The sequence below is a fragment of the Parvimonas micra genome, assembly GCF_037482165.1.
Lineage (GTDB): Bacteria > Bacillota > Clostridia > Tissierellales > Peptoniphilaceae > Parvimonas.
On the sequence record NZ_CP148048.1, the window covers coordinates 611,627 to 634,508 of the forward strand.

28 protein-coding genes are annotated in these 22,882 nt (G+C 28.5%); 27 read left to right on the forward strand and 1 reads right to left on the reverse strand.

The window, feature by feature from the left end; all coding sequences use genetic code 11:
- Window positions 1-3 precede the first annotated feature (3 nt).
- The 27 genes from rplO to WFJ11_RS03125 all read left to right on the forward strand — a co-directional run bounded on the left by rplO (window position 4) and on the right by WFJ11_RS03125 (window position 21,359).
- Window positions 4-453 carry a 50S ribosomal protein L15 gene (gene rplO / locus WFJ11_RS02995; RefSeq protein ID WP_009372379.1) on the forward strand — a complete coding sequence of 150 codons (450 nt, stop codon included), beginning with the start codon at window positions 4-6 and terminating at the stop codon, window positions 451-453.
- Between the two features lies 1 nt (window position 454).
- Entirely contained in the window at window positions 455-1,732 is a 1,278-nt protein-coding gene (gene secY / locus WFJ11_RS03000; RefSeq protein ID WP_009372363.1) for a preprotein translocase subunit SecY, read from the forward strand.
- Window positions 1,733-1,749: 17 nt separating this feature from the next.
- Window positions 1,750-2,391 (forward strand): adenylate kinase, encoded by a 642-nt coding sequence (locus WFJ11_RS03005; RefSeq protein ID WP_009372458.1) that lies wholly within the window; start codon window positions 1,750-1,752, stop codon window positions 2,389-2,391.
- A 98-nt stretch (window positions 2,392-2,489) separates the two neighbouring features.
- Window positions 2,490-2,699 carry a hypothetical protein gene (locus WFJ11_RS03010; protein WP_269752972.1) on the forward strand — a complete coding sequence of 70 codons (210 nt, stop codon included), beginning with the start codon at window positions 2,490-2,492 and terminating at the stop codon, window positions 2,697-2,699.
- A gap of 12 nt (window positions 2,700-2,711) precedes the next feature.
- Window positions 2,712-2,930: a translation initiation factor IF-1 gene (gene infA / locus WFJ11_RS03015; RefSeq protein ID WP_004833593.1), complete on the forward strand. Its 219-nt coding sequence runs from the start codon at window positions 2,712-2,714 to the stop codon at window positions 2,928-2,930.
- Between the two features lie 16 nt (window positions 2,931-2,946).
- A complete protein-coding gene (rpmJ, locus tag WFJ11_RS03020) occupies window positions 2,947-3,060 on the forward strand; it encodes a 50S ribosomal protein L36 (protein WP_004833592.1) in 114 nt (37 codons plus the stop codon).
- Window positions 3,061-3,083: 23 nt separating this feature from the next.
- The gene (gene rpsM / locus WFJ11_RS03025) at window positions 3,084-3,452 is read left to right on the forward strand and encodes a 30S ribosomal protein S13 (protein WP_004833591.1); all 369 of its coding nucleotides are present in this window, start codon (window positions 3,084-3,086) and stop codon (window positions 3,450-3,452) included.
- A gap of 13 nt (window positions 3,453-3,465) precedes the next feature.
- Entirely contained in the window at window positions 3,466-3,861 is a 396-nt protein-coding gene (gene rpsK, locus WFJ11_RS03030; protein ID WP_004833590.1) for a 30S ribosomal protein S11, read from the forward strand.
- A 62-nt stretch (window positions 3,862-3,923) separates the two neighbouring features.
- A complete protein-coding gene (locus tag WFJ11_RS03035; protein WP_009372538.1) occupies window positions 3,924-4,865 on the forward strand; it encodes a DNA-directed RNA polymerase subunit alpha in 942 nt (313 codons plus the stop codon).
- 17 nt (window positions 4,866-4,882) lie between these two features.
- Window positions 4,883-5,227 (forward strand): 50S ribosomal protein L17, encoded by a 345-nt coding sequence (rplQ, locus tag WFJ11_RS03040; protein ID WP_009372580.1) that lies wholly within the window; start codon window positions 4,883-4,885, stop codon window positions 5,225-5,227.
- Window positions 5,228-5,547: 320 nt separating this feature from the next.
- A complete protein-coding gene (locus WFJ11_RS03045) occupies window positions 5,548-6,684 on the forward strand; it encodes a cysteine desulfurase family protein (RefSeq protein ID WP_338817667.1) in 1,137 nt (378 codons plus the stop codon).
- Window positions 6,685-6,695: 11 nt separating this feature from the next.
- A complete protein-coding gene (locus tag WFJ11_RS03050; RefSeq protein ID WP_338817668.1) occupies window positions 6,696-7,898 on the forward strand; it encodes an AI-2E family transporter in 1,203 nt (400 codons plus the stop codon).
- A 9-nt stretch (window positions 7,899-7,907) separates the two neighbouring features.
- Window positions 7,908-10,514, forward strand: coding sequence for an alanine--tRNA ligase (gene alaS / locus WFJ11_RS03055; protein WP_338817669.1), 2,607 nt, complete (start codon window positions 7,908-7,910; stop codon window positions 10,512-10,514).
- Between the two features lie 15 nt (window positions 10,515-10,529).
- Window positions 10,530-10,781: an IreB family regulatory phosphoprotein gene (locus tag WFJ11_RS03060; protein ID WP_009732730.1), complete on the forward strand. Its 252-nt coding sequence runs from the start codon at window positions 10,530-10,532 to the stop codon at window positions 10,779-10,781.
- 60 nt (window positions 10,782-10,841) lie between these two features.
- Window positions 10,842-11,267 (forward strand): Holliday junction resolvase RuvX, encoded by a 426-nt coding sequence (gene ruvX, locus WFJ11_RS03065; protein ID WP_338817670.1) that lies wholly within the window; start codon window positions 10,842-10,844, stop codon window positions 11,265-11,267.
- 10 nt (window positions 11,268-11,277) lie between these two features.
- The gene (locus WFJ11_RS03070; protein WP_338817671.1) at window positions 11,278-11,520 is read left to right on the forward strand and encodes a DUF1292 domain-containing protein; all 243 of its coding nucleotides are present in this window, start codon (window positions 11,278-11,280) and stop codon (window positions 11,518-11,520) included.
- Between the two features lie 15 nt (window positions 11,521-11,535).
- Complete coding sequence (locus WFJ11_RS03075; RefSeq protein ID WP_009372682.1) at window positions 11,536-11,979, forward strand: Fur family transcriptional regulator; 444 nt, start codon at window positions 11,536-11,538, stop codon at window positions 11,977-11,979.
- A 9-nt stretch (window positions 11,980-11,988) separates the two neighbouring features.
- Window positions 11,989-13,662 carry an RNase J family beta-CASP ribonuclease gene (locus WFJ11_RS03080; RefSeq protein ID WP_039868337.1) on the forward strand — a complete coding sequence of 558 codons (1,674 nt, stop codon included), beginning with the start codon at window positions 11,989-11,991 and terminating at the stop codon, window positions 13,660-13,662.
- An 8-nt stretch (window positions 13,663-13,670) separates the two neighbouring features.
- Window positions 13,671-13,994 (forward strand): YlbF family regulator, encoded by a 324-nt coding sequence (locus WFJ11_RS03085; RefSeq protein WP_004833572.1) that lies wholly within the window; start codon window positions 13,671-13,673, stop codon window positions 13,992-13,994.
- Window positions 13,994-14,632, forward strand: coding sequence for an O-methyltransferase (locus tag WFJ11_RS03090; protein WP_338817672.1), 639 nt, complete (start codon window positions 13,994-13,996; stop codon window positions 14,630-14,632). Before WFJ11_RS03085 ends, WFJ11_RS03090 begins: the two co-directional genes overlap by 1 nt.
- 66 nt (window positions 14,633-14,698) lie before the next feature.
- A complete protein-coding gene (locus WFJ11_RS03095; RefSeq protein ID WP_338817673.1) occupies window positions 14,699-15,928 on the forward strand; it encodes a U32 family peptidase in 1,230 nt (409 codons plus the stop codon).
- Window positions 15,929-15,943: 15 nt separating this feature from the next.
- Window positions 15,944-16,480, forward strand: a complete 537-nt coding sequence (locus WFJ11_RS03100) for a GNAT family protein (protein WP_338817674.1) — start codon at window positions 15,944-15,946, stop codon at window positions 16,478-16,480.
- Between the two features lie 181 nt (window positions 16,481-16,661).
- The gene (gene rpsO, locus WFJ11_RS03105; RefSeq protein ID WP_004833566.1) at window positions 16,662-16,928 is read left to right on the forward strand and encodes a 30S ribosomal protein S15; all 267 of its coding nucleotides are present in this window, start codon (window positions 16,662-16,664) and stop codon (window positions 16,926-16,928) included.
- 55 nt (window positions 16,929-16,983) lie between these two features.
- Window positions 16,984-19,098: a polyribonucleotide nucleotidyltransferase gene (locus tag WFJ11_RS03110; protein WP_338817675.1), complete on the forward strand. Its 2,115-nt coding sequence runs from the start codon at window positions 16,984-16,986 to the stop codon at window positions 19,096-19,098.
- Between the two features lie 79 nt (window positions 19,099-19,177).
- Window positions 19,178-20,167 (forward strand): tryptophan--tRNA ligase, encoded by a 990-nt coding sequence (gene trpS, locus WFJ11_RS03115; protein WP_293439865.1) that lies wholly within the window; start codon window positions 19,178-19,180, stop codon window positions 20,165-20,167.
- A gap of 290 nt (window positions 20,168-20,457) precedes the next feature.
- Window positions 20,458-20,634: a hypothetical protein gene (locus WFJ11_RS03120; protein WP_293439864.1), complete on the forward strand. Its 177-nt coding sequence runs from the start codon at window positions 20,458-20,460 to the stop codon at window positions 20,632-20,634.
- A gap of 29 nt (window positions 20,635-20,663) precedes the next feature.
- The gene (locus WFJ11_RS03125) at window positions 20,664-21,359 is read left to right on the forward strand and encodes a hypothetical protein (protein WP_293439863.1); all 696 of its coding nucleotides are present in this window, start codon (window positions 20,664-20,666) and stop codon (window positions 21,357-21,359) included.
- A 50-nt stretch (window positions 21,360-21,409) separates the two neighbouring features.
- Here the strand turns inward: WFJ11_RS03125 and murC are convergent, their stop codons facing one another.
- Entirely contained in the window at window positions 21,410-22,810 is a 1,401-nt protein-coding gene (gene murC / locus WFJ11_RS03130; RefSeq protein ID WP_269753037.1) for a UDP-N-acetylmuramate--L-alanine ligase, read from the reverse strand.
- Window positions 22,811-22,882: the final 72 nt, after the last annotated feature.

Genomic DNA, 22,882 nt, shown 5'->3' on the forward strand with positions numbered 1-22,882 from the left:
AGCGTGAAGTTACATGATTTAAGACCTGCTGAAGGTGGAGGCTCAAAAGCAAGAAAAAGACTTGGTAGAGGTTACGGTTCTGGACTTGGTAAATATGGTGGTAAAGGACGTGACGGTCAAAATTCAAGATCAGGTGGTGGAGTAAGACCTGGATTTGAAGGTGGACAAATGCCCCTATTTAGAAGACTTCCAAAAAGAGGTTTTACAAATATTTTTGCTAAACAGTATGCAGAAGTTAATGTAGAACAATTAAATATTTTTGAAGATGGTACAGAAGTTACTGAAGAATTAATATTTGAAGTTAATTTAGCTAAAAAAGCTAAGGCAAAAGATGGTGTTAAAATATTAGGTAATGGAGAATTAACTAAAAAATTAACTGTATCTTGCAGTAAATTTACTAAGAGTGCTGTCGAAAAAATAGAAAGCACTGGAGGAAAGGTAGAGGTGATCTAATATGTTCAAGACTCTATCAAATGCGTGGAGAATAAAAGAAATCAGAAGTAAAATGATTTTTACACTATTGATGATTGTTGTTTATAGACTTGGGAATATTATTCCAATTCCATTTATGGATAAAACAGTTGTTAATAAACTCATGAGTAGTAATGCTGGAGGTTTAGTAAATTTGTTAGATTTACTTGCCGGTGGTAGTTTAAAACAAATGAGCGTTTTTGCTCTAAGTATTTATCCATACATTACTGCATCAATAGTTGTTCAACTTCTTACTATTGCATTCCCAAGACTTGGCGAAATTGCCAGAGATGGTGAAATGGGTAGAAAAAAAGTTGCAAAATATACTAAGATAGGCGCAGTAATACTTGGAATATTTGAAGCTATGGCAATAGCAAATGGATTATTTGCAAAAGCAATAGTTGCTAAAGGATATATTCAATCAGCATTGATTATTACATCTTTATTAGCAGGTTCTATGTTCTTAGTTTGGTTAGGCGAAATGATTACTGAAAAAGGAATTGGTAATGGTATTTCAATTATTATCTTCCTTGGTATTGTTTCTAATTTACCAACACAAGTAGGAACATTTATTTATGGAATTGCGACTGGAACAGTTGGAATTTTAACAATAATAGGTGTTGTACTTGCTGCTATTGCAATAGTTGTAATTGTTGTACTTATAAATGAAGGTGAAAGAAAAATCACAGTTCAATATGCTAAGAAGGTTGTTGGAAGGAAGATGTATGGGGGACAAGCTACTCATATTCCTGTAAAAGTTAATATGAGTGGTGTAATGCCAGTAATCTTTGCATCATCTTTATTAGCTATGCCACAAACTCTTTCATTATTATTTTCTGGTGGGACTCCAAGTTGGATTAGTTCATACTTAACAGTTGAAGGTTCAGTTGGTGTTTATGTATATTCAATATTGAATTTTATGTTGATTATATTGTTTGGATTCTTTTATTCATCAATTCAATTTAATACTGTTGAATACGCAAAAAATTTACAACAATATGGTGGATTTATTCCAGGAATCAGACCTGGCAAACCTACCGGAGAATATTTACAAAAAATATCAAATAGAATTACTTTCTCAGGTTCTATTATACTAGCATTAATTGCTTCAGCACCAATAGTTATTTCACGTTTAAGTGGAATGAAAATTAATTTTGGTGGAACATCAGCTATAATTATAGTTGGTGTTGTAATTGAAACAATGAAACAAATAGAATCTATGATGTTAATGAGACACTATAAAGGTTTTTTGAATAAATAGTTTATAGGAGATAAAATATGAGACTAATTTTGTTAGGACCCCCTGGGGCAGGAAAGGGAACTCAAGCGTCAAGTATCGTTGCGGAATATGGTATAACTCATATTTCAACAGGAGATATTTTTAGACATAATATTAAAAATGAAACAGAACTTGGAAAAAAAGTAAAGTCATATTTAGATAAAGGTCAATTAGTACCTGATGAACTTACTATTGATTTAGTTTGGGACAGATTATCAAAGGATGACTGTAAAAAAGGATTTTTACTAGATGGCTTTCCAAGAACAATTAATCAAGCAGAAGCTTTACAAAAAGGCTTAGAAGAAAGAGGTCTTAAACTAGATAAGGTTATAAACATTGATGTTGATAAAAATATTTTAGTAAAAAGACTTTCTGGAAGAAGAGTTTGTAAAAACTGTGGAGAAACTTATCATGTAGATAATAAACCAACATTAAAAGATGGAGTTTGTGATAAGTGCTCAGGAGAAGTTATTCAAAGAGCGGATGATAATGAAAAAACTGTGTTAGATCGTATAGAAGTATATGAAAAGCAGACTTTTCCACTAATTGATTTTTACAAGAATTTAGGATTGATTTTAACTGTTGATGGTACTTTGTCTATTGAGGATGTCTTTTCACAAATTAAGGAGTCTCTTTCTTAAATGTCTAACATTTTGGAGAGTATACTATGGATCTAAATTTTGATTTTAAAGTAGGTCAGGTTGTAAAATCACTTAAGGGCCGTGACAAGGGCGAAGTAATGATCATAGTTGAGGTAATTAGTTCATCATTAGTAAAAGTTGCTAATGGTAGTAACAGACCTCTTTCTAAACCTAAACTTAAAAAGTCAAAGCATTTGCAAATTTATAATGACGTGCTTAAAGATTTTAGTTTGAATCCATTATCATTTAATGATTCTAATTTGAGAAAATTATTAAAATCATATATACAGGATAATGTAGAAAAATAGGAGGTTCTTTAAATGTCCAAAAAGGATGTTATAGAAGTTGAAGGAACTGTTATTGATGCTATGCCAAATACTATATTCAAGGTTAAACTTGCAAATGGTCATGAAATAACAGCTCATATATCAGGAAAATTAAGAATGAATTATATAAGAATTCTTCCTGGAGATAAGGTATTAGTTGAACTATCACCTTATGATTTAACAAAAGGAAGAATAACTTGGCGAAACAAGTAGCATAGGAGGGACTTAAATGAAAGTAAGACCATCAGTGAAAAAAATGTGCGAAAAATGTAAAATCATCAGAAGAAAAGGTAGAGTAATGGTGATTTGTGAAAATCCAAAGCACAAACAAAAACAAGGTTAATGAAGATGGAGGTGTAGGTAACAGTGGCAAGAATTGTAGGTGTCGACTTACCAAGAGAAAAAAGGGTAGAAATAGGTTTGACTTATATCTATGGTATAGGTAGAAAGACTTCAAATGATATTCTTAGAAATGCTGGAATCAACCCAGATACAAGAGTTAAAGATTTAACTGAAGCTGAAGTTGCTTTAATAAGAGCTGAAATAGATAAATATCTTGTTGAAGGTGATTTACGTAGAGAAATCGCTATGAATATTAAGAGATTAAGAGAAATTAACTGTTACAGAGGAATCAGACATAGAAGAGGTTTACCTGTAAGAGGACAAAATACTAAAAATAATGCCAGAACTAGAAAAGGTCCAAAGAAAGTTTCTGGTACAAAAAAAGGTAAATAAGGAGGGGATTTAATTGGCAATTAAGAAACAAAAAGCTCGTGTTAAAAGAAGAGAGCGTAAAAATATTGAAAAAGGACAAGCTCATATCGTTTCTTCATTTAATAACACTATGGTAACTCTTAGTGATTTAAACGGTAATGTAATTTCTTGGGCAAGTGCTGGACAATTAGGTTTTAGAGGATCAAGAAAATCTACTCCATTTGCTGCACAACAAGCTGCTGAAGAAGCTGCAAAAAAAGCTATGGAACATGGACTAAAAGTTGTAGAAGTTTATGTTAAAGGACCTGGATCAGGTAGAGAAGCTGCTATCAGATCATTGCAAGCTACTGGACTTGAAGTTAGTTTAATTAAGGATGTTACTCCAATTCCACATAATGGTTGTAGACCACCAAAGAGAAGAAGAGTGTAATTGTAAACTTTTAAAGGTATTTAAAAGTTTCAATATGAATTAGACTAAGGAGGATAAAGTCTATGACAGAAGATTTAAATACAAATATTGAAGTTTTAGATATAGATCTTGAAAAAAACTATGGTAAATTTGCTATTATGCCTCTTGATAGAGGATATGGTACTACATTAGGGAATTCAATGAGAAGAGTACTTTTAGGATCTCTTCCTGGTTCTGCCATAGCAACTGTTAAAATTGATGGTGTTGGACATGAGTTTACTACTATTAAGGGTTCAATAGCTGATGTTCCAGAAATTTTAATTAATATTAAGGGAATTGCATTAAAGAAATTTAATGATGAACCGGTAATTTTAGAATTAAATGTTAAAGGACCAAAAGTTGTAACAGCTGGAGATATTTCTGAAAATCAAAATGTTGAAATAGCTAATAAAGATCATTATATAACAACTCTTAATGAAGAGGGAGAAATCCGTATGGATTTATTAGTCTTAAATGGTAAGGGCTATAGAGTTAGCGACTTGAATAAAGAATATTGCGATATTAATTCAATAGCAGTTGATTCTTCTTTTTCTCCTGTAAAGAAAGTAAACTTTATGGTAGGGAATACTAGAGTTGGACAAAGTATAGATTTTGACAAACTTGAAATTGAAGTTTGGACAAATGGAACTATTACTCCACAAGAAGCTCTTTCAACAGGTGCTGGAATTTTTATAGATTACTTAAGTCTATTTAGATCACTACCAGACATTAACCTTGATAATTCAAGTATAAAAGATGGTAAAAATTTAGACACTAATAGTGTTTTATCAAAGAGTGTTGAAGAATTAGATTTATCCCTTAGAAGTTTTAACTGTTTGAAAAGAGCAAATCTTGATACAGTTAAAGATATTATTTCACAAGATATAGAACAACTAAAGAAGATTAAAAACTTTGGTAAGAAATCTGTAGAAGAAGTAGTAGATAAAATACATGAATTAGGTTTAAAATTTTTAGATGAAGAATAAAAAGAGGAGGTAGTACTTTGGCTAATTTAAGAAAACTTGGACGTAGAGCTGATCATAGAGATGCAATGCTTAGAAATCAAGTTCAATCTCTTATTGAAAATGGTAAGATTGAAACTACGCTGACAAGAGCAAAGGAAACTAGAAGAGTAGCTGAAAAAATGATAACTCTTGGAAAAAAAGGCGATCTTCATGCAAGAAGACAAGCTTTAGCTTATATTTACAAGACTGAAACAGTTCATAAGCTATTCGAAGAAATTGCTCCACTTTATAAAGAAAGAAATGGTGGATATACAAGAATATTAAAGCTAGGACCTAGACAAGGGGACGCAGCTGAAATGGCGATTTTAGAATTAGTAAAATAATTTGCTTAAAGGCTAATATTAGATTTTAATAAAATTTTACTAAAGGCACTGATTAATCAGTGCCTTTTTTGTATAAAGAATAGAATGAAAGATTTTTTATAAGATTATTATAGATTCGTTAGAGTATATTTTATAGAATATTTGGAAATTTTTTTCTTAAACTAAACAAGCTAATTGATAAAATAATAAATACAATAATTTGATTTTTAAAATGAGTAATTACTATTATTTTTGTACTTTTTATTATGTTTTCTTGTAATTTATAGCATTTTGGAGTATAATTATGGTAATGTATTTTTAAAAAATGGAGTTTTATGTATATGAGTAATATTATTTATTTTGATAATTTCGCGACTACAAGTTTAAATGAAGAAATTTTTAATGAAATGAAGAAGTTTTTGTTTTTTAATTATTCTAATCCTTCTTCTCTTTATGAATTTTCACAAAAATCTAGAGTTGCTATTGAAAAGTCAAGAGAGAATATTTCCAATTACATAAATGCCGAAAAAAATGAGTTATTTTTTACATCTGGAGGGACAGAAGCAGATAATTGGGCTCTTATGGGACTTACTTTGTTTAAGGGAAGAAAAAATGGTCATATTATATTAACAGCCTTTGAACACTCTGCAATCATAGAAACTGCAAAATTTTTAGAAAATAGAGGTTTTGATGTTACTTTTATTAATCCCGATAAAGAAGGTTTTATAGATAAAAAAGATATTGTAGATGCAATAAGAGAAGATACAATTTTAGTATCTGTTATGTATGTTAATAATGAAGTTGGAACTATTCAAGATATAAAAACAATTTGTAGTTTTGTAAAGGAAAAAAATTCAAATATAGTTTTTCATACAGATGCAGTTCAAGCTTTATCTGAACTTGAAATTGATGTTAAAGATTTGAATGTTGATTTGCTTTCTATTTCTGGCCATAAGGTTCATGCTCCAAAGGGAATAGGCGCTTTATATATAAAATCAGGAACAGATATTGAAAATTTTATCTTTGGAGGGAGTCAAGAACGATTAAGGCGAGCAGGAACTGAAAATGTTGCTGGGATAGTTGGTTTTTCGAAAGCTATTGATATTTTAAGAATTAAAAGAGAAGAGAATGTTTCTAAGAGATTTGCATTAAGAAATTATTTTTTGAAGAAAATAAAAGAAAATTTTGAAAACTATAAAATTAATGGTTCTATAGAAAATAGATCTTCTGGAAATATAAATATCTCTTTTTTAGGAATAGATAAAGAAATGCTTATTATGTCTATGGATTTTAAAGGAATATGCATTTCAGGTGGTTCTGCATGTAGCAGCGGATCTGTTGAAAATTCTCATGTTTTAACAGCAATGGATATTGATGAAGAATTAAAGAATAGTGCTATAAGAATAAGTTTTGGAGAGAATAATACTTTTGGGGAAATAGATGAATTTATTATAGCTTTAAAAGAAATAATTAATTAGGTGGAGGTAATATGTTAAATTTTGATTCTGTTTTAAATATTACTATAAAAATACTGATTTCTGTTTTATTAATAGTTGGAATATATGTATTTATTCAATTTTCTAATAGAAAGTTAGAAGATGATGATAAAATAAGATTTAATAAATTAAAAATTTTAAGAATATTATTGTATATTTTAATTGCTTTTATAATATGCTTTTTATTTAGGACTTATCCAATTTTAAGGATAACATTGTTTACTTTTATAGCATCTGTAATAATAGCTTATATTTTAAATCCATTTATGAAATTTTTAGAGAAGAAAAATATAAAAAGATTATATGCTATAATACTTATTTATATTATAATTGCATTAGCAATTTTTGTTTTAGCTATTGGAATATTTCCAAGTACATTTAGACAGTTTAAACATTTATTATTTTCATTGCCTGATATGGTTAAAAATTTTGTAGATTATAGTGATAGAATTAGACAAGATTTATTTACAGATGCTCCGTTTATTAGTGAATTTATAACTGGAATTAATGGACAACTAGTAAAGATTGCCAATACATTATTGTCATACTCTGCAACATGGATTACAGGAATGGTAGCTGGAATTTCAAGTTTTATAGGAGTTGTTATTCAATTAATTTTAATTCCTGTAATAACATTTTATTTGTTGCTTGAAAAAGATAAAATTTTAGATGTTATAAGCAAAAATGTTCCTGATAGGTATGAAAACTTTTTGGTTAAAATTTGGAGAGAAATAGATGAATCGCTGTCTATGTTTGTAAGAGGCAGAATTATAATGGCTATTTTTGTAGGAGTAGCTACTATGGTATATCTTATGGCATTTGGAATTGAGTTTTCCTTTGTAATAGGTGTTATAACATGTGTAGCAGATATTATTCCATATATTGGACCATTTTTAGGATTTGTACCTGCGGTTCTACTAGCATTATTTAAAGGACCTTTTACTGCTTTCTGGGTTGCGGTTCTATTTTGTTTTGTTCAATGGCTTGAAAATAATATTTTGGGGCCAAAAATACTGGGAGATAGTACAGGAATGCATCCACTAATAGTTTTGATACTATTAATAATAGGTGGCGGAATGTTTGGCGTTTTTGGTATGATTTTCTCTGTACCAGTTGCAGCGGTTATAAAGATAATTTATAAACATACAAAGCCATATGTAAAAAAATATTTATACAAAGATAAAATTAATGATTAAGAGGGATATATGAGAAAACTAGGATTAAATGAAATAAGAGAAGAATATTTAGAATTTTTTGAAAGTAAAGGACATTTGCGTTTAAAAAGTTATTCTTTAATACCAAATAACGATAAAAGTCTATTACTTATAAATGCTGGAATGGCTCCATTAAAAGATTATTTTACCGGAGTAAAAAAAATGAGTAAAAATAGAGCTACTTCTAGTCAAAAATGTATTAGAACAGCCGATATTGACAACGTTGGAAAAACTCAAAGACATGGAACTTTTTTTGAAATGTTAGGAAATTTTTCTTTTGGAGATTATTTTAAGAGAGAAGCTATAACTTGGGCTTGGGAATTTTTGACAGAAAAGCTTGAAATGGATAAAAATTTATTATCAGTAACTGTTTATGAAGAAGATGATGAAGCTTATAATATTTGGAAAAATGAAGTTGGACTTCCAGCAGAAAAAATTCAAAGACTTGGAAAAGAAGATAATTTTTGGGAATTAGAAGTTGGACCTTGTGGTCCTTGTTCTGAAATAATGTATGATAGAGGAGAAAAATATACTAATCCTGATGATAGATTTATGGAAATTTGGAATTTAGTTTTTACTCAGTTTAATAAAGATAAAGATGGAAATTACCATAGATTAGAGCATCCAAACATTGATACAGGTATGGGACTTGAAAGACTTACTTTGGTTTTAGAAGAAAAAGATAATATATTTGAAATAGGCTTAGTAGATACTATAATTAAGAAAATAGAAGAGATATCAGGTGTTCAATATAAATCAAATGAAATTTCTGATATTTCTATAAGAGTAATAGCCGATCATGCTAGGGCTATGACATTTTTAATATATGATGGTGTAATTCCTAGTAATGAACAAAGAGGTTATGTTTTAAGAAGACTAATAAGACGTGCAGCAAGACATGGCAAATTGTTGGGAATTAAGGATAATTTCTTAGTAGATGTTTCAAAAGTTGTTATGGAAGCATATAATACGGAGTATCCTGAATTATTGGAAGATAGTGAAAGAATTTTTAAGATTTTAAATGCTGAAGAATCTAAATTTCAAGAAACAATAGAACAAGGTTTAGGTATTTTAAATTCTTATATAGAAGATGAAAAATCAAAAAATTCAAAGATTCTATCTGGAGAGAAAGCATTTAAATTGTATGATACTTATGGATTTCCTTTAGATTTGACAAAAGAAATTTTAGAAGAAGAAAAAATGGAAGTTGATGAAGAGGCTTTTAATAAAAATATGCAAGACCAAAAGATTAGAGCTAGAGAAGGTAGAAATATTTCATCAGCAGGTTGGAGTGAAAAGAATACTGATTATTTAAAAGCATTAAAAGAAACAGAATTTTTGGGTTATATTGAAAATGAATGTGTTGGAAAAGTAATAAAATTATTTAAAGATGAAGCAGAAGTTTCAATTTTAAATCAAGGAGATAAGGCACTTTTAGTATCTGATAAAACTGTTTTCTATGGAGAAGGTGGTGGACAAGTAGGAGATGTCGGAATTATAGAAGGTAAGCATTGTAAACTTAAGGTTTTAGATACTAAGAAAAACAAAAATAATGGAATTTTCCATAGTGTAGAAGTTATTGAGGGAAGTGTTAAGTTAAATGATGAATTAACATTTAGAATTGATGTAAATAATAGACGTGATATTATGAAAAACCATTCTGCAACACATCTTTTACATCAAGCCTTAATTGAAGTTTTAGGTAATCATATTAATCAAGCAGGTTCTTTAGTAGATGCAAATAAACTAAGATTTGATATTACTCATTTTGAAGCTATAAGTACTGAAGATTTAAAAAGAGTAGAGCAGATTGTAAATGATAAGATAGCTTTAAATCTTAATACAATTGTAGAAGAAATGTCATTAGAAGAATCATCAAAAATGGGAGCTATTGGACTATTTGAAGACAAATATAAGGATGTAGTAAGAGTAGTCTCATTTGGTGGTTGGTCAATAGAACTTTGTGGTGGTACTCATGTAAAAAATGTTAGTGAAATTCAGATGTTTAAAATAATTTCAGAATCAAGTGTTGCGGCAGGAGTTAGAAGAATTGAAGCTATTACAGGAAGAAGTGTTTACGAGTACCTAAAGAAGACTGAAAATCAAATCGAAGAAGTTTCAAATGTGTTAAAGTGTAAAAAGTCGGAGTTAGTTTCTAAAGTGGCTTCTCTTACTGATGACATAAAGTCATTAGAAAAAGAACTTAAAGAAATTAAATCTCAAATGACTTTGAATAGTTTAGATGCTTTTATTGCTGAAAAGAAAGATATAGAAGGTATTTCTTTTATAGCTAAAAAAGTAGAATTTGAAAATCAAAATGACTTAAGAGATTTAATTGATAAATTAAGAGATAAATTGGGTACAAGTGTAATAGTGTTTGCTAATGTTTATCAAGGAAAACTTACTTTTACAGTTGGAGTAAGTAAAGATTTGAATGCAAGAAAAATTAATGCTGGAAATATTGTTAAAGAAGTCGCTAAACTTGTTGGCGGTAACGGTGGCGGTAGACCAGATATCGCATCAGCAGGAGGTAAAGACTTAAGTAAAGTTGATTTTGCTTTAGAACAAGCTGAGGAGATTTTAAAATCTCAATTTTAAAATAGGAGGGATTATATGTCAAACGAATTCAATGAAACAATGAGAATTGAAATACCAACTGATAAGAAAAGTATTAGAGAAATTATAAAAATAGTGTATTGTGCACTAGAAAGTAAGGGATATAATCCAAAAAATCAAATTATAGGATATATTCTTTCAGGGGATCCTACTTATATTACTAGTTATAATAATGCTAGAGGTTTAATTAGACAAGTTAGTAGAGATGAGATACTTGAAGAATTTCTTGAAAATTATATAAAAGATTAATACTATTCCCGGCAAAAATTTTTTGCCGGGGCTTTTACATAATGAAAAAAAGGGGTATTTATGAATAGATATATGGCTTTAGATGTGGGTGATAGAACAATTGGTGTTGCTATTAGTGATCCTTTGTTTATTATGGCAGAAGGACATAGTACAATTTTTAGAGAAAGTATTGAAAAAGATTTTGATATTTTAAAAGATATAATAATTAAACAAAATATTATTAAAATTATTATTGGACTTCCTAAAAATATGAATAATACTATTGGTCCACAGGGAGAGAAGGTTCTATCTTTTGTCGAATCTTTAAAAGAATTTTTAAAAGAAAATTCTTTTAATATAGAAATTATTATGCAAGATGAAAGACTCACAACTGTAAGTGCAGAAAGAATTTTGATTGAAGGAAATATGAGTAGAAAGAAGCGAAAAAAAGTAATAGACAAAGTAGCTGCTACATATATTTTACAATCATATTTGGATAAAAAATAGGAGTGATATTTTGGAGCGTTTTGAAGCTTTTGATGAAAATGGAAAAAAAATTATTTTTGAATTAATTGATACTTTTGGTATGAATGATTGTGAATATGCGGTTTTAAATTCAAATGATGATATTAGTACATATATTTTAAGAATTATATATGATAAGGATGGAAATATTAATTTAGAAGGTATTGATGATGAAGAACTTTCCGATGCGATTGAAGTTTATGAGGAATTAAAGTCAGAAAAAGAAAAAATTTAGAAAAGGAGAATAGTTATGGAAGTAAAAGAAATGAAGAAGTTGTTAGTTGAAAACAACTACAAGATTACTAAGCAAAGAGAAATTGTTTTTAATGTCCTTAATGAAAACAAAGGTAATCATTTAAGTCCAGAAGAGTTACATGAAATAGCTAGCAAATATGATAAAGATTTAGGAATTGCTACAGTTTATCGTACACTTGTTATTTTTGATAAGATGAATATAGTTCATAAATTGGATTTTGATGATAAAAGATATAGATATGAAATTATAAGAGAAGATGACAAACATCAACATCATCATCTCTTGTGTAAAGATTGTGGAAAAATAATTGAAGTTGAAGAAGATTATTTAGAAACTTTAGAACAAATTATTGAAGAAAAGTATAAATTTAAAATTATGAACCACGATTTAAAATTCTATGGAAAGTGTTCAGATTGTTTAAATCTTGAAAAGAAGTAGGGGATTATTGTGGTGCAAAAAAACAAAAAGAAAACTTTAAAGATGATACCCTTAGGCGGAGTTGGTGAAATAGGTAAAAATATGTCTATTTTGGAATATGATGATGAAATTATCATCTTGGATTGTGGGATGACTTTTCCAGATGACGATATGCCAGGAATAGATATTGTAATTCCAGATATTACCTATTTAATGAAAAATATTGATAGGGTAAAAGCTCTTTTTTTGACACATGGACACGAAGATCACATTGGATCAGTCCCATATATATTGAAGAAAATAAATGTACCTGTTTATGGAACTAAATTAACTTTAGGCCTTGTTGAAAATAAATTACAAGAACATAATCTTAGTAAAGAAAATTTGCATTTGGTTAATGCAGGTGAAACGATAAAAACTAAACATTTTTCTGTTGAATTTATAAGAGCTTGTCATAGTATTCCTGATAGTGTAAGTTTTGGAATAAAAACACCAGTCGGAAATATTATTTTTACCGGAGACTTCAAAATTGATTATACGCCTATTGATGGAGATAAGATGGATTTACATCGTATAGCTCAATGGGGAATGGATGGAGTCATGCTTCTATGTGCAGATAGTACTAATGTTGAAAGACCAGGATATACTATGAGCGAAAGTTCAGTAGGGGAAACTTTTATAGAACTTTTTAATAAGGCTCATGGAAGAATTATAGTTGCAACATTTGCTTCTAATTTACATCGAGTTCAACAAATTATAAAAGCTGCAGAGAAATTTAAAAGAAAAGTTGCGGTGTCAGGTCGTTCAATGGTTAATGTTATTAAAGTTGCAACTGAACTTAATAAATTAGAGATAGAAAAAGGAACTCTTATTGATTTAAAGGATATTAATAAGTATGATGAATCTGAAATTGTACTTTTAATGACTGGAAGTCAAGGCGAGCCTATGAGTGCATTAAATAGAATGGCTTACGGTGAACATAGAAAACTAGTATTAACAGAAAATGATACTGTAATAATTTCAGCTTCCCCTATTCCAGGAAATGAAAAAATCTTTTTTGGCCTTGTAAATCGTCTTGTTGAAATGGGAGTTAAAGTAATTCATTCTTCTCTAGCAGAGGTTCATGTTTCAGGCCATGCTTGTCAGGAAGAATTGAAGTTAATTCATACTTTAGTTAAACCAAAGTACTTTATTCCAGTTCATGGAGAATCAAGGCATCTAAAAACTCATGCTAAATTAGCTGTTGAAATGGGAATGTCAAAAGATAATATTTTAATAGGACGAAATGGAACTGTTTTTGAATTTAATTATAAACAAGAAGGATTTATATCAGGAACAGTTGAGTCTGGAAATATACTAGTTGACGGACTTGGAGTAGGAGATGTAGGTAGTGCAGTTCTAAGAGATAGAAAGCATCTATCTGAAGATGGTATTATAATTGTTATGGTAGTTCTAGAAAAATCTACTAAAGAAATAATTTCAGGACCTGAAATAGTTTCAAGAGGATTTATCTATGTAAAGGAAAATTTAGATCTTGTATCTGAAATGAGAAAAGTTGTTGAAAATACTTTAAGTATTTGTAATGATGATTCTATAACAGATATTGGAACTATCAGATATAATATTAGAAAAGATTTAAATTCTTATATTTATCATGAAATAAAAAGAGGACCAATGATTATTCCTATAATTACTGAACTTTAGGAGGTTTTATGAATATATATAATAGTATTTTAACTTTTTCAAATGATTTTAAAAATTGTGATGAAGTTAAAGAATTTAAGAAATTAAAGAAAAAGATTGATGAAAATCCTGAAAATAAAAAAATTATAGATGATTTTCATAAGAAATTATATGATTATCAAATTGCAAAACAAAATGGAGAAGATGTTGCTGAAAAAGAAAAGCAATTAAATGAATTGAATTCTATTTTGATGAGCAATTCTGAAATATCAGAATTTATGGCTGCTGAAGTTAGAATTTCAACTATAATGAATGATATTGTAAAAATGTTAGAAGAAACAATAGCGGAATAATGGAAATTGTTGCAAATTATGTTTCTGAATATATCAGGAGTTTAGAGCAAAGTAAAGAGTCTATATTAATTGAAATGGAAGAATATGCTAGCATAAATAAAGTACCAATTATAGAAGTAGAAGTTGCCAGATTTTTAGAATTTTTGGTAATGTTAAAAAAGCCAAAAAGAATATTAGAGATTGGAACAGCAATTGGCTATTCATCTATAATTATGAATAGAGCTTATCCTGATTCTATTATTACAACTATTGAGATTGATGAGAAAAATTTTTTAAAAGCTAAAGAGTTTATAAAAAGAGCAGGTTGTGAAAAGAATATTGATCTCATATATGCCGACGCAAATGATGCTTTAGATTTTATTACAGACGAATATGATATGATTTTTATGGATGCAGCAAAGGGACAGTATATAAGTTTTTTTGAAAAATCCATTGAAAGATTAAATCATGAGGGAATATTAGTTTCTGATAATATTTTATTTAGAGGTCTTGTTGCAAAAGAGAAAAATAATATAAGAAGAAAAAATACAATAGTTAAAAGATTGAAAGAATTTTTGAAAATCATAACGAATAGTGATAAATTTTCAACTACTATAATACCAATAGACGATGGTATGGCTATATGTTATAAAAAATAGACTAAATATAAATGGGAATCCGATTTTCTTGGATTCCTATTTAATAGTTAAAGGAGAAAATAATTAATGAAAGAAGTTGAATTATTAGCCCCCGCAGGGGATATAGAGAAATTAAAAATGGCAATTATCTATGGGGCAGACGCAGTTTATCTTGCAGGTGAATCATTCGGTTTAAGAAAAGCATCTAAGAATTTTACAGTTGAACAACTAAAAGAAGCTACTGATTTTGTTCATGAAAAAGGTAAAAAAATATATATAACAATGAATATTATTCCCCATAATGATGATTTAATAGGTCTTGAAGAATATGTAAGAGTCCTAGTTAATATAGGGGTAGATGCATTAATCGTTGCAGATGCTGGAATATACACTGCTGTTCGTTCTGTAAGTAAAGATATTGAAGTACATATGAGCACACAGGCGAGTGTTACAAATTATAGAACTGTAAAATTTTGGTATGATTTAGGTATTAAACGAATTGTAATGGCAAGAGAATTATCTTTAGAAGAAATTAATTTAATACATAAGGAAGTACCTGAAGTTGATATTGAAGCTTTTGTCCATGGTGCAATGTGTATTTCATATTCAGGAAGATGCTTATTGAGCAACTATATGTGTGGAAGAGATGCAAACAAGGGAGATTGTGCTCATGCTTGTAGATGGAAATATAATTTAGTTGAAGAGAGAAGACCAGGAGAGTATTATCCTATTGAAGAAACAGAACAAGGAACTTTTATATATAATAGTAAAGATTTATGTATGTTGGATTCTCTTGAAGATGTTATCAAAGCAGGAGTTCATAGTTTAAAAATTGAAGGAAGAGTAAAAACTCAATACTATGTTGCAACTGTTATAAGGAGTTATAGGATTGCACTTGATGCAATAAATAACGGAACTTATACAAAAGAAATGGCAGAAAGACTTTTACTTGAGATTAAAAAAGCAAGTCATAGAGATTTTACAAAAGGATTTTATTATAAAAAACCTGATGAAAATGATCAACTTTACAATTCAAGCTCATATATAAGGACTTATGATTTTGTTGGACTTGTTTTAGATTACGATAAGAAAACGAAAATCGCAACAATAGAACAGAGAAATAGAATTTTTGTTGGAGATGAAGTTGAAATTTTCGGACCTAGAGATGGTTTTGAAACTTTTAAAATAGAAAAAATGTATGATGATAAAGGCGAAGAAATAGATGTTGCTCCAAGAGCAAAACAAATTATAAAAATGCCTTTACCATTTGAAGTAAAGCCTTGGGATATAATGAGGAAAAAATTATCTGATGAATAAATTCAGGAGAAATTTATGATTGAACTAAAAAGAATTCAAAGAGATGAATTAAGACGATTATATGATATAGAATATTCAAGTAAAACACCTAAATGGAAAGAATATGATGCTCCATATTTTGATGATTTTGAATTTAAAACTTATGATGAATTTATTCTATCAAGCGAAATAGAATTCTTTTTGGAAGAAAGAGTAAAAGGAATTTATTTTAACGATATTCTAGTAGGAATAGTTTCAAAATATTGGGAAAACGAAAAAACTAGATGGCTTGAAATAGGAATTGTAATTTTTGATGAAAATTTTTGGAGTAAAGGTATTGGCTCAAAGGCACTTTCATTATGGATAGATGAAATCTTTAATACTGAAGAAAATTTAGAGCATATAGGTTTGACGACTTGGAGCGGAAATATCGGAATGATGAAATGTAGCTTGAAAATTGGGATGACACTCGAAGGAAAAATTAGAAAAGTTAGATACCATAATAATATATTTTATGATTCAATGAAGTATGGAATTTTAAAAGATGAGTGGGCAAAACAAGTTAAGAATTAATAATAATTGTAAATTTATAATATACGATAACATAAAAATTCGATGATAACCGGTAAAATTTTTTAAAAATAGTTTACTTTTGTTGTGTTTTATGTTATACTTATCAAGTACTGTTGCTATGTTTATGGAAACTCCGACCTTTACATTGCTACGGTGAATTATATTTTAGGAGGTAGTTATAATGATAACTAAAGAAGACAAATTAAGAATTATTGATGAATTTAAAAGAAGTGAAGGAGATACAGGTTCTCCAGAAGTTCAAATTGCATTATTAAGTTTCAGAATTAAATATTTAACTGAACACTTAAAAGAACATAAAAAAGACCATGCTACAAGAAGAGGTTTATTCAAATTAATCGGACAAAGAAAAGGTCTTTTAAAATATCTTAGTAATGTTGATATCGAAAGATACCGTGAATTAACTAGTAAATTACAAATAAGAGGATAATTATTAAAGGGCGATTTATTCGCTCTTTATTTTTAGAAGACCATAGGAGGATTAAATGGTTAGAGAATTTATATATGACTTAAGTGGAAGAGAACTTAAAGTAACAATAGGAAAGGTTGCAGAACAAGCAAACGGATCTTGTCTTGTACAATGTGGAGAAACTGTTGTATTAGTAAATGCTTGTGCTTCTAAAGAACCTAGAGAAGGAGTTGACTTTTTTCCATTAAGCTGTGATTTTGAAGAAAAACTTTATTCAGTAGGAAAAATTCCTGGTGGATTTATTAAAAGAGAAGGACGTCCAAGTGAAAAATCAATATTGACATCTAGACTTATAGACAGACCGTTACGTCCACTTTTTCCAGAAGGATATAGAAATGATGTTCAAGTTATTGCAACAGCATTATCAGTTGAACAAGATAATCAACCTGATATACTTGCAATGATAGGTTCTTCTATTGCACTTACAATTTCAGATATTCCTTTTAACGGACCTACAGGCTCTGTTAATGTTGGATATGTTGATGGGGAATATATTATAAACCCGACAATTGCACAAAGAGAAAAATCAAGACTTAATATTACAGTATCAGGAACAAAAGATGCTATTATGATGGTTGAAGCCGGAGCTGATATTTTAAGTGAAGAAGAAGTTTTAAATGCAATTCTTTTCGCACATGAAGAAATTAAATCAATTTGTAATTTTATCGAAACAATTAGAGAAGAAATAGGTAAAGAAAAATCTGAAGTTATTATAAAACAAAGAGATGAAGATTTATTCAATGCAATTATTGAATTTGGTAAAGAGCAAATTATTTCTGCTCTTAGAACTCCAAATAAAATGGAAAGAGAAGAAAATTTAGACAATATTACAAAAGAAATTTTCGAAAAGTTTTTACCTGATTATGAAGATAAAAAGGGAGAAATTAATTCTGCTATAGAATCAGTAATCGTTGATGAAGTTAGAAGATTAATAATAGAAGAAGGAATTAGACCGGATGATAGAGAACTTGATGAAGTTAGAAAAATTTCTTGTGAAAGAGGACTTTTACCAAGAACTCATGGTTCAGGGTTATTTACTAGAGGACAAACTCAAGTTTTAACTTTAACAACTTTGGGAGCTCCTGGAGAAGTTCAAGTTTTAGATGGAGTTATTGATGAAGATGATAAGAGATATATGCATCAATACAATTTCCCTCCATTTAGTGTTGGAGATGTTAGACCTTTAAGAAGTCCGGGAAGACGTGAAATTGGTCATGGTGCTTTAGCTGAAAGAGCTTTAGTTCCTGTTTTACCAAGTGAGGAAGAGTTTCCATATACAATGAGATTAGTTTCAGAAGTTTTATCTTCAAATGGATCAAGTTCACAAGCAAGTATTTGTGGCTCAACACTTTCATTATTGGATGCAGGTGTTCCTATTAAAGATTCTGTTGCAGGTATCGCAATGGGACTAATAAAAGATGAAAAAACTAATAAAATTGCCATTTTAACCGATATTCAAGGTTTAGAAGATCATTTTGGAGATATGGACTTTAAAGTTGCTGGTACTAAAAATGGAATCACAGCTTTACAAATGGATATTAAAATTGATGGTATTAGTAGAGAAATTTTGGCAACCGCACTAGAAAAAGCAAAAAGAGCAAGACTTCACATTTTATCAATTATGAATGACTGTATAGCAACTCCAAGTGAAGAAATGTCAAAATATGCTCCAAAGATATTTACTATGCAAATTTTACCAGAAAAAATTAGAGAAGTAATTGGACCGGGTGGAAAAGTTATCAATAAGATTATTGATGAAACAGGAGTTAAGATTGATACTTTTGATGACGGACGCATTGCAATTACAGCTGATTCAAGAGAAAATGGTGAAAGAGCAAAAGAAATGATTAATGAAATTGTTAAAGAAATTGAGGTTGGAGAAATTTACAGTGGTGTAATTACGACAATCACAAATTTTGGAGCATTCGTTGAACTTATTAAAGGTAAGGAAGGCTTACTTCATATCTCAAATATGACTCACGAAAGATTAAATAAAGTTGAAGATTTATTTAAAGTTGGAGATGTAGTTGAAGTTAAAGTAATAGAAATTGACAATCAAGGAAAGATTAAATTGTCAAGAAAAGCCTTACTTGAAAAGCCTAAAAAAGATAAAGAAAAAGAAGAAAAATAAATAACAGAAATAGGTCAATATTCTAATTAGATTAGGATTGACCTTTTTTATTAAAATCTTATGATTGGAGGATTTGAATATGGGAAAAATAGTTTATAGTGCATTACAGCCTTCAGGTCAACTAACAATAGGAAATTATTTAGGTTCTATAAGAAATTTTAAGAGTTTACAAGATCAATATGAATGTTTTTTTAATGTTGCAGATTTACATTCTATAACTGTACCACAAGAGCCTAAATTACTTAGAGAAAGAACATTGGACTTAATGGCTATATTTTTAGCATCAGGATTAGAACCTGATAAATCTACTCTTTTTGTTCAGTCACATGTACCTCAACATGCTGAATTATCTTGGGTTTTAAGTTGTATGAGTTATATGGGACAGCTTAATAGAATGACTCAATTTAAAGAAAAATCACAAAAATCTGAAGAAAATCTAAATGCAGGTTTATTTACTTATCCCGTTTTAATGGCTGCAGATATTTTACTATATCAAACAGATTTAGTTCCTGTTGGTGTTGATCAAAAACAACATTTAGAGCTTGCAAGAGACTTAGCTGAAAGATTTAACAATAAATATTCAGATACTTTTGTAGTTCCTGAAGGAATAATTGGAAAAGAAACTGGTAAAATTATGAGTCTTAAAAATCCTGAAAAGAAGATGAGCAAATCTGATGAAGATGTTAATTCATTTATACTACTTCTTGATGATGAAGAAACTATCAAGAGAAAAATTAAAAAATCTGTAACTGATAGCCTTGGAAATTTCGATTATAATGATGAACAAAAAGGACTAAAAAACTTAATAAATATGTATATTGCTTTTAGTGGAAAAACAAGTGATGAAATTGTGGCAAAATATAAAACTGAAAATTATTCGGTGTTTAAAGAAGATTTAGGACAATTAATTGCAGACAGTTTAAAACCGCTAAGAGATAACTACAAAGAATTTATTTCAGATAAGGCATATCTTGAAAAAGTTATGAAAGAAGGAGCAGATAAAGCATCCTATTATGCAACTAAAACACTTAGAAAAGTTTATAAAAAAGTTGGTTTTTTACCAAGATAAGACAAAAAATAGATTTAATGAGATAATTTCAAAAACAATAATAGTAAAGTATATTACTTTAAGGAATGAAATTATAATTAATAGGAGAAATTCCATTTTAATTATTATTAATTATTTTTATAATATACTAGTTAATATTAATATAATTTTGTGAAAATTAATAAAAAACTTGACAATATATAATAATGCTTTTATATTTGGTAAAATAGGAGGATTAAAGATGGCAAAATTTAGCAAAAATGATTTTTTATTATTTAAAGGAAAAAAACCAACTTTTAAAAGAGTAAAATATGGTGCAGATATTTAAAGTACAAATAGTTGATTATAATCCTGATTTTAAGATTTCGATTGAAGATAGGAATAGTTTTTCAAGTAAAGTTATTAAAGTAGAAATTGTAGAAAGATTTGGAGATGTAAAACTAAAGGTAGTAGATCATTTTCCGGATTTTAAAGTTTTTATTGATTAAATTTTGAAATACAAAATTATGGTGGAAATATGAATGAAATTACTATATATTCAAAATCGATAGACAATTTATTTAAAAAATGGGAAGAAAAACACTTTTCTAATGGATATAAATATTTTATAAGGGACGGAATAGTTAATCCTGATATATGGTATAATATGGATTGTCCTAAAATATGTTATTTTTTAAAAGAGGCATATACTTACGAAGGAAAGTATGACTTACCAGATTTAGTTAAAGAACTTAAAAATAAAGAACCTTGGTCTATGTGGAAAAAAGTTTCTATCTGGACACAAGCCATACATAATGCTTTTTTAGGTGATATTTCGTATTTGGATGAAAATAATTATAGAGAAAACATTGATAAGATTGCTGTATGTAATATAAAAAAAAGTAACGGTAACTCTCATTCAGAAGAAAAAAATCTTGAAAAATTTCTAAATGAAGATTTAGATGAGTTAAAGGAAGAAATTCTTTTAATTAATCCTGATATTATATTATGTGGATATACATTCAGATATCTAATGGAAGTTTTAAAAGATGAAGATATAATTTATGATTATAAAAATTCTCCATTATTTGCAATCTGGAAAGATAAGTTAATAATTGATTATTACCACCCAGCGTGTTTTTATCCTAACAGAGTAAATTATTATGCACTTTCAAAAATAGTTCAAGTCGCTATGAAAAATCATAATATATTAACAAAATATAAGAAATATTAAAAATAATAAAAAAGACAGAAAATTTTATATTTTCTGTCTTTTTCTTTTAATTATTTATAATCTTCTACAATCATTTTTGCAAGTTCATGTGGATTTCCACATCCTGTTGTAATTATAGTATCTTTATCTTTAAATGTTTCGAATATATAATCTCTTGCTTCTTCAAATGTTTTTAGGTATATAGCATTTACTCCATTTTTATTTAGTTTTTCAACTAAATCTATTGAATGAATAGTAGGATCGAATTTTTCTCTTGCAGCATAAATCTCAGTAACAATAACTTCATCACAATCATCAAAACATTTTGCAAAGTCATTTAATAAAGCTTTTGTTCTTGAATAAGTATGTGGTTGGAAAATACACACAAGTCTGCCTTCTTTATGTTCAGCAATTGAACTTAGACAACTTTTAATTTCTCTTGGATGATGTCCATAATCAGTTAGAATAGTAGCTTTTTTACCATTACCTATTACTCCATAAACTTCCATTCTTCTGTGTAAATTTTTATATTTTGAAATAGCATTCTTAATATATTCAACATCTATTCCTGTTTCATAAGTTGCTATAATCGCAGCAGCTGCATTGTAAATATTATGTCTGCCTATTATATTTAAACAAAAATGATGTTTTCCGAATTTTTCATTTTCAATATCAAAACAAGGATGTCCGACTTTATCAAAACTTATATTTGTAATGTTATAAGTAGCATTTTCATTATTTATACCAAATGTAATAGTTTCTCCTTTGATATGTTCTAATAGTGGAAGACAGTTTGGATCATCAATATTAATGATAGCTTTTGAATTTTCATCCAAATTTTTCATATATCCTATAAAAGTATCTACAATATGATCCAAGTTTTTATAGAAATCTAAATGATCTTCATCTATATTTAAAATAATAGCCATACTAGGATAATAATGAAGAATATTTGCCTTAAATTCACAGGCTTCTGTTACAAGATAATCTTCGTTTCCACATAGAACATTTCCGTCAATTTCATCTAAATTTCCACCAATTAAAATTGATGGGTCAAATGGGGAATTAATTAAAATTTTTGAAATCATACTCGTAGTTGTACTCTTTCCGTGTGAACCCGAAATTGCAATAGAATGAGTATAATTTCTCATCAATGCACCTAAAAACTGTCCTCTTGTTACACAAGGAACTCCAATAGATTTTGCTTTTATTAATTCTTCATTATCCGGTAAAATTGCATCTGTATATACAATTAAATCAGGATTTTCAATATTTTCCTTTTTTTGACCTATAAATATTTTTGCGCCATTTTGTTCTAATATTTGAATTTCTTTAGAAGTATTTCTGTCACTTCCAGAAATATTATATCCCTTTTTTAAAAGTAGTTTAGCAATTCCACTCATACTAATTCCACCAATACCGATGAAATGTATATTTTTGTATTTTTTATCATTAAAATCAAACTTAAACATAATAACTCCATTCAAAATAATATAATCATTGTAATTATATCATAAAATTAATATATATGCCAAATTTTTATC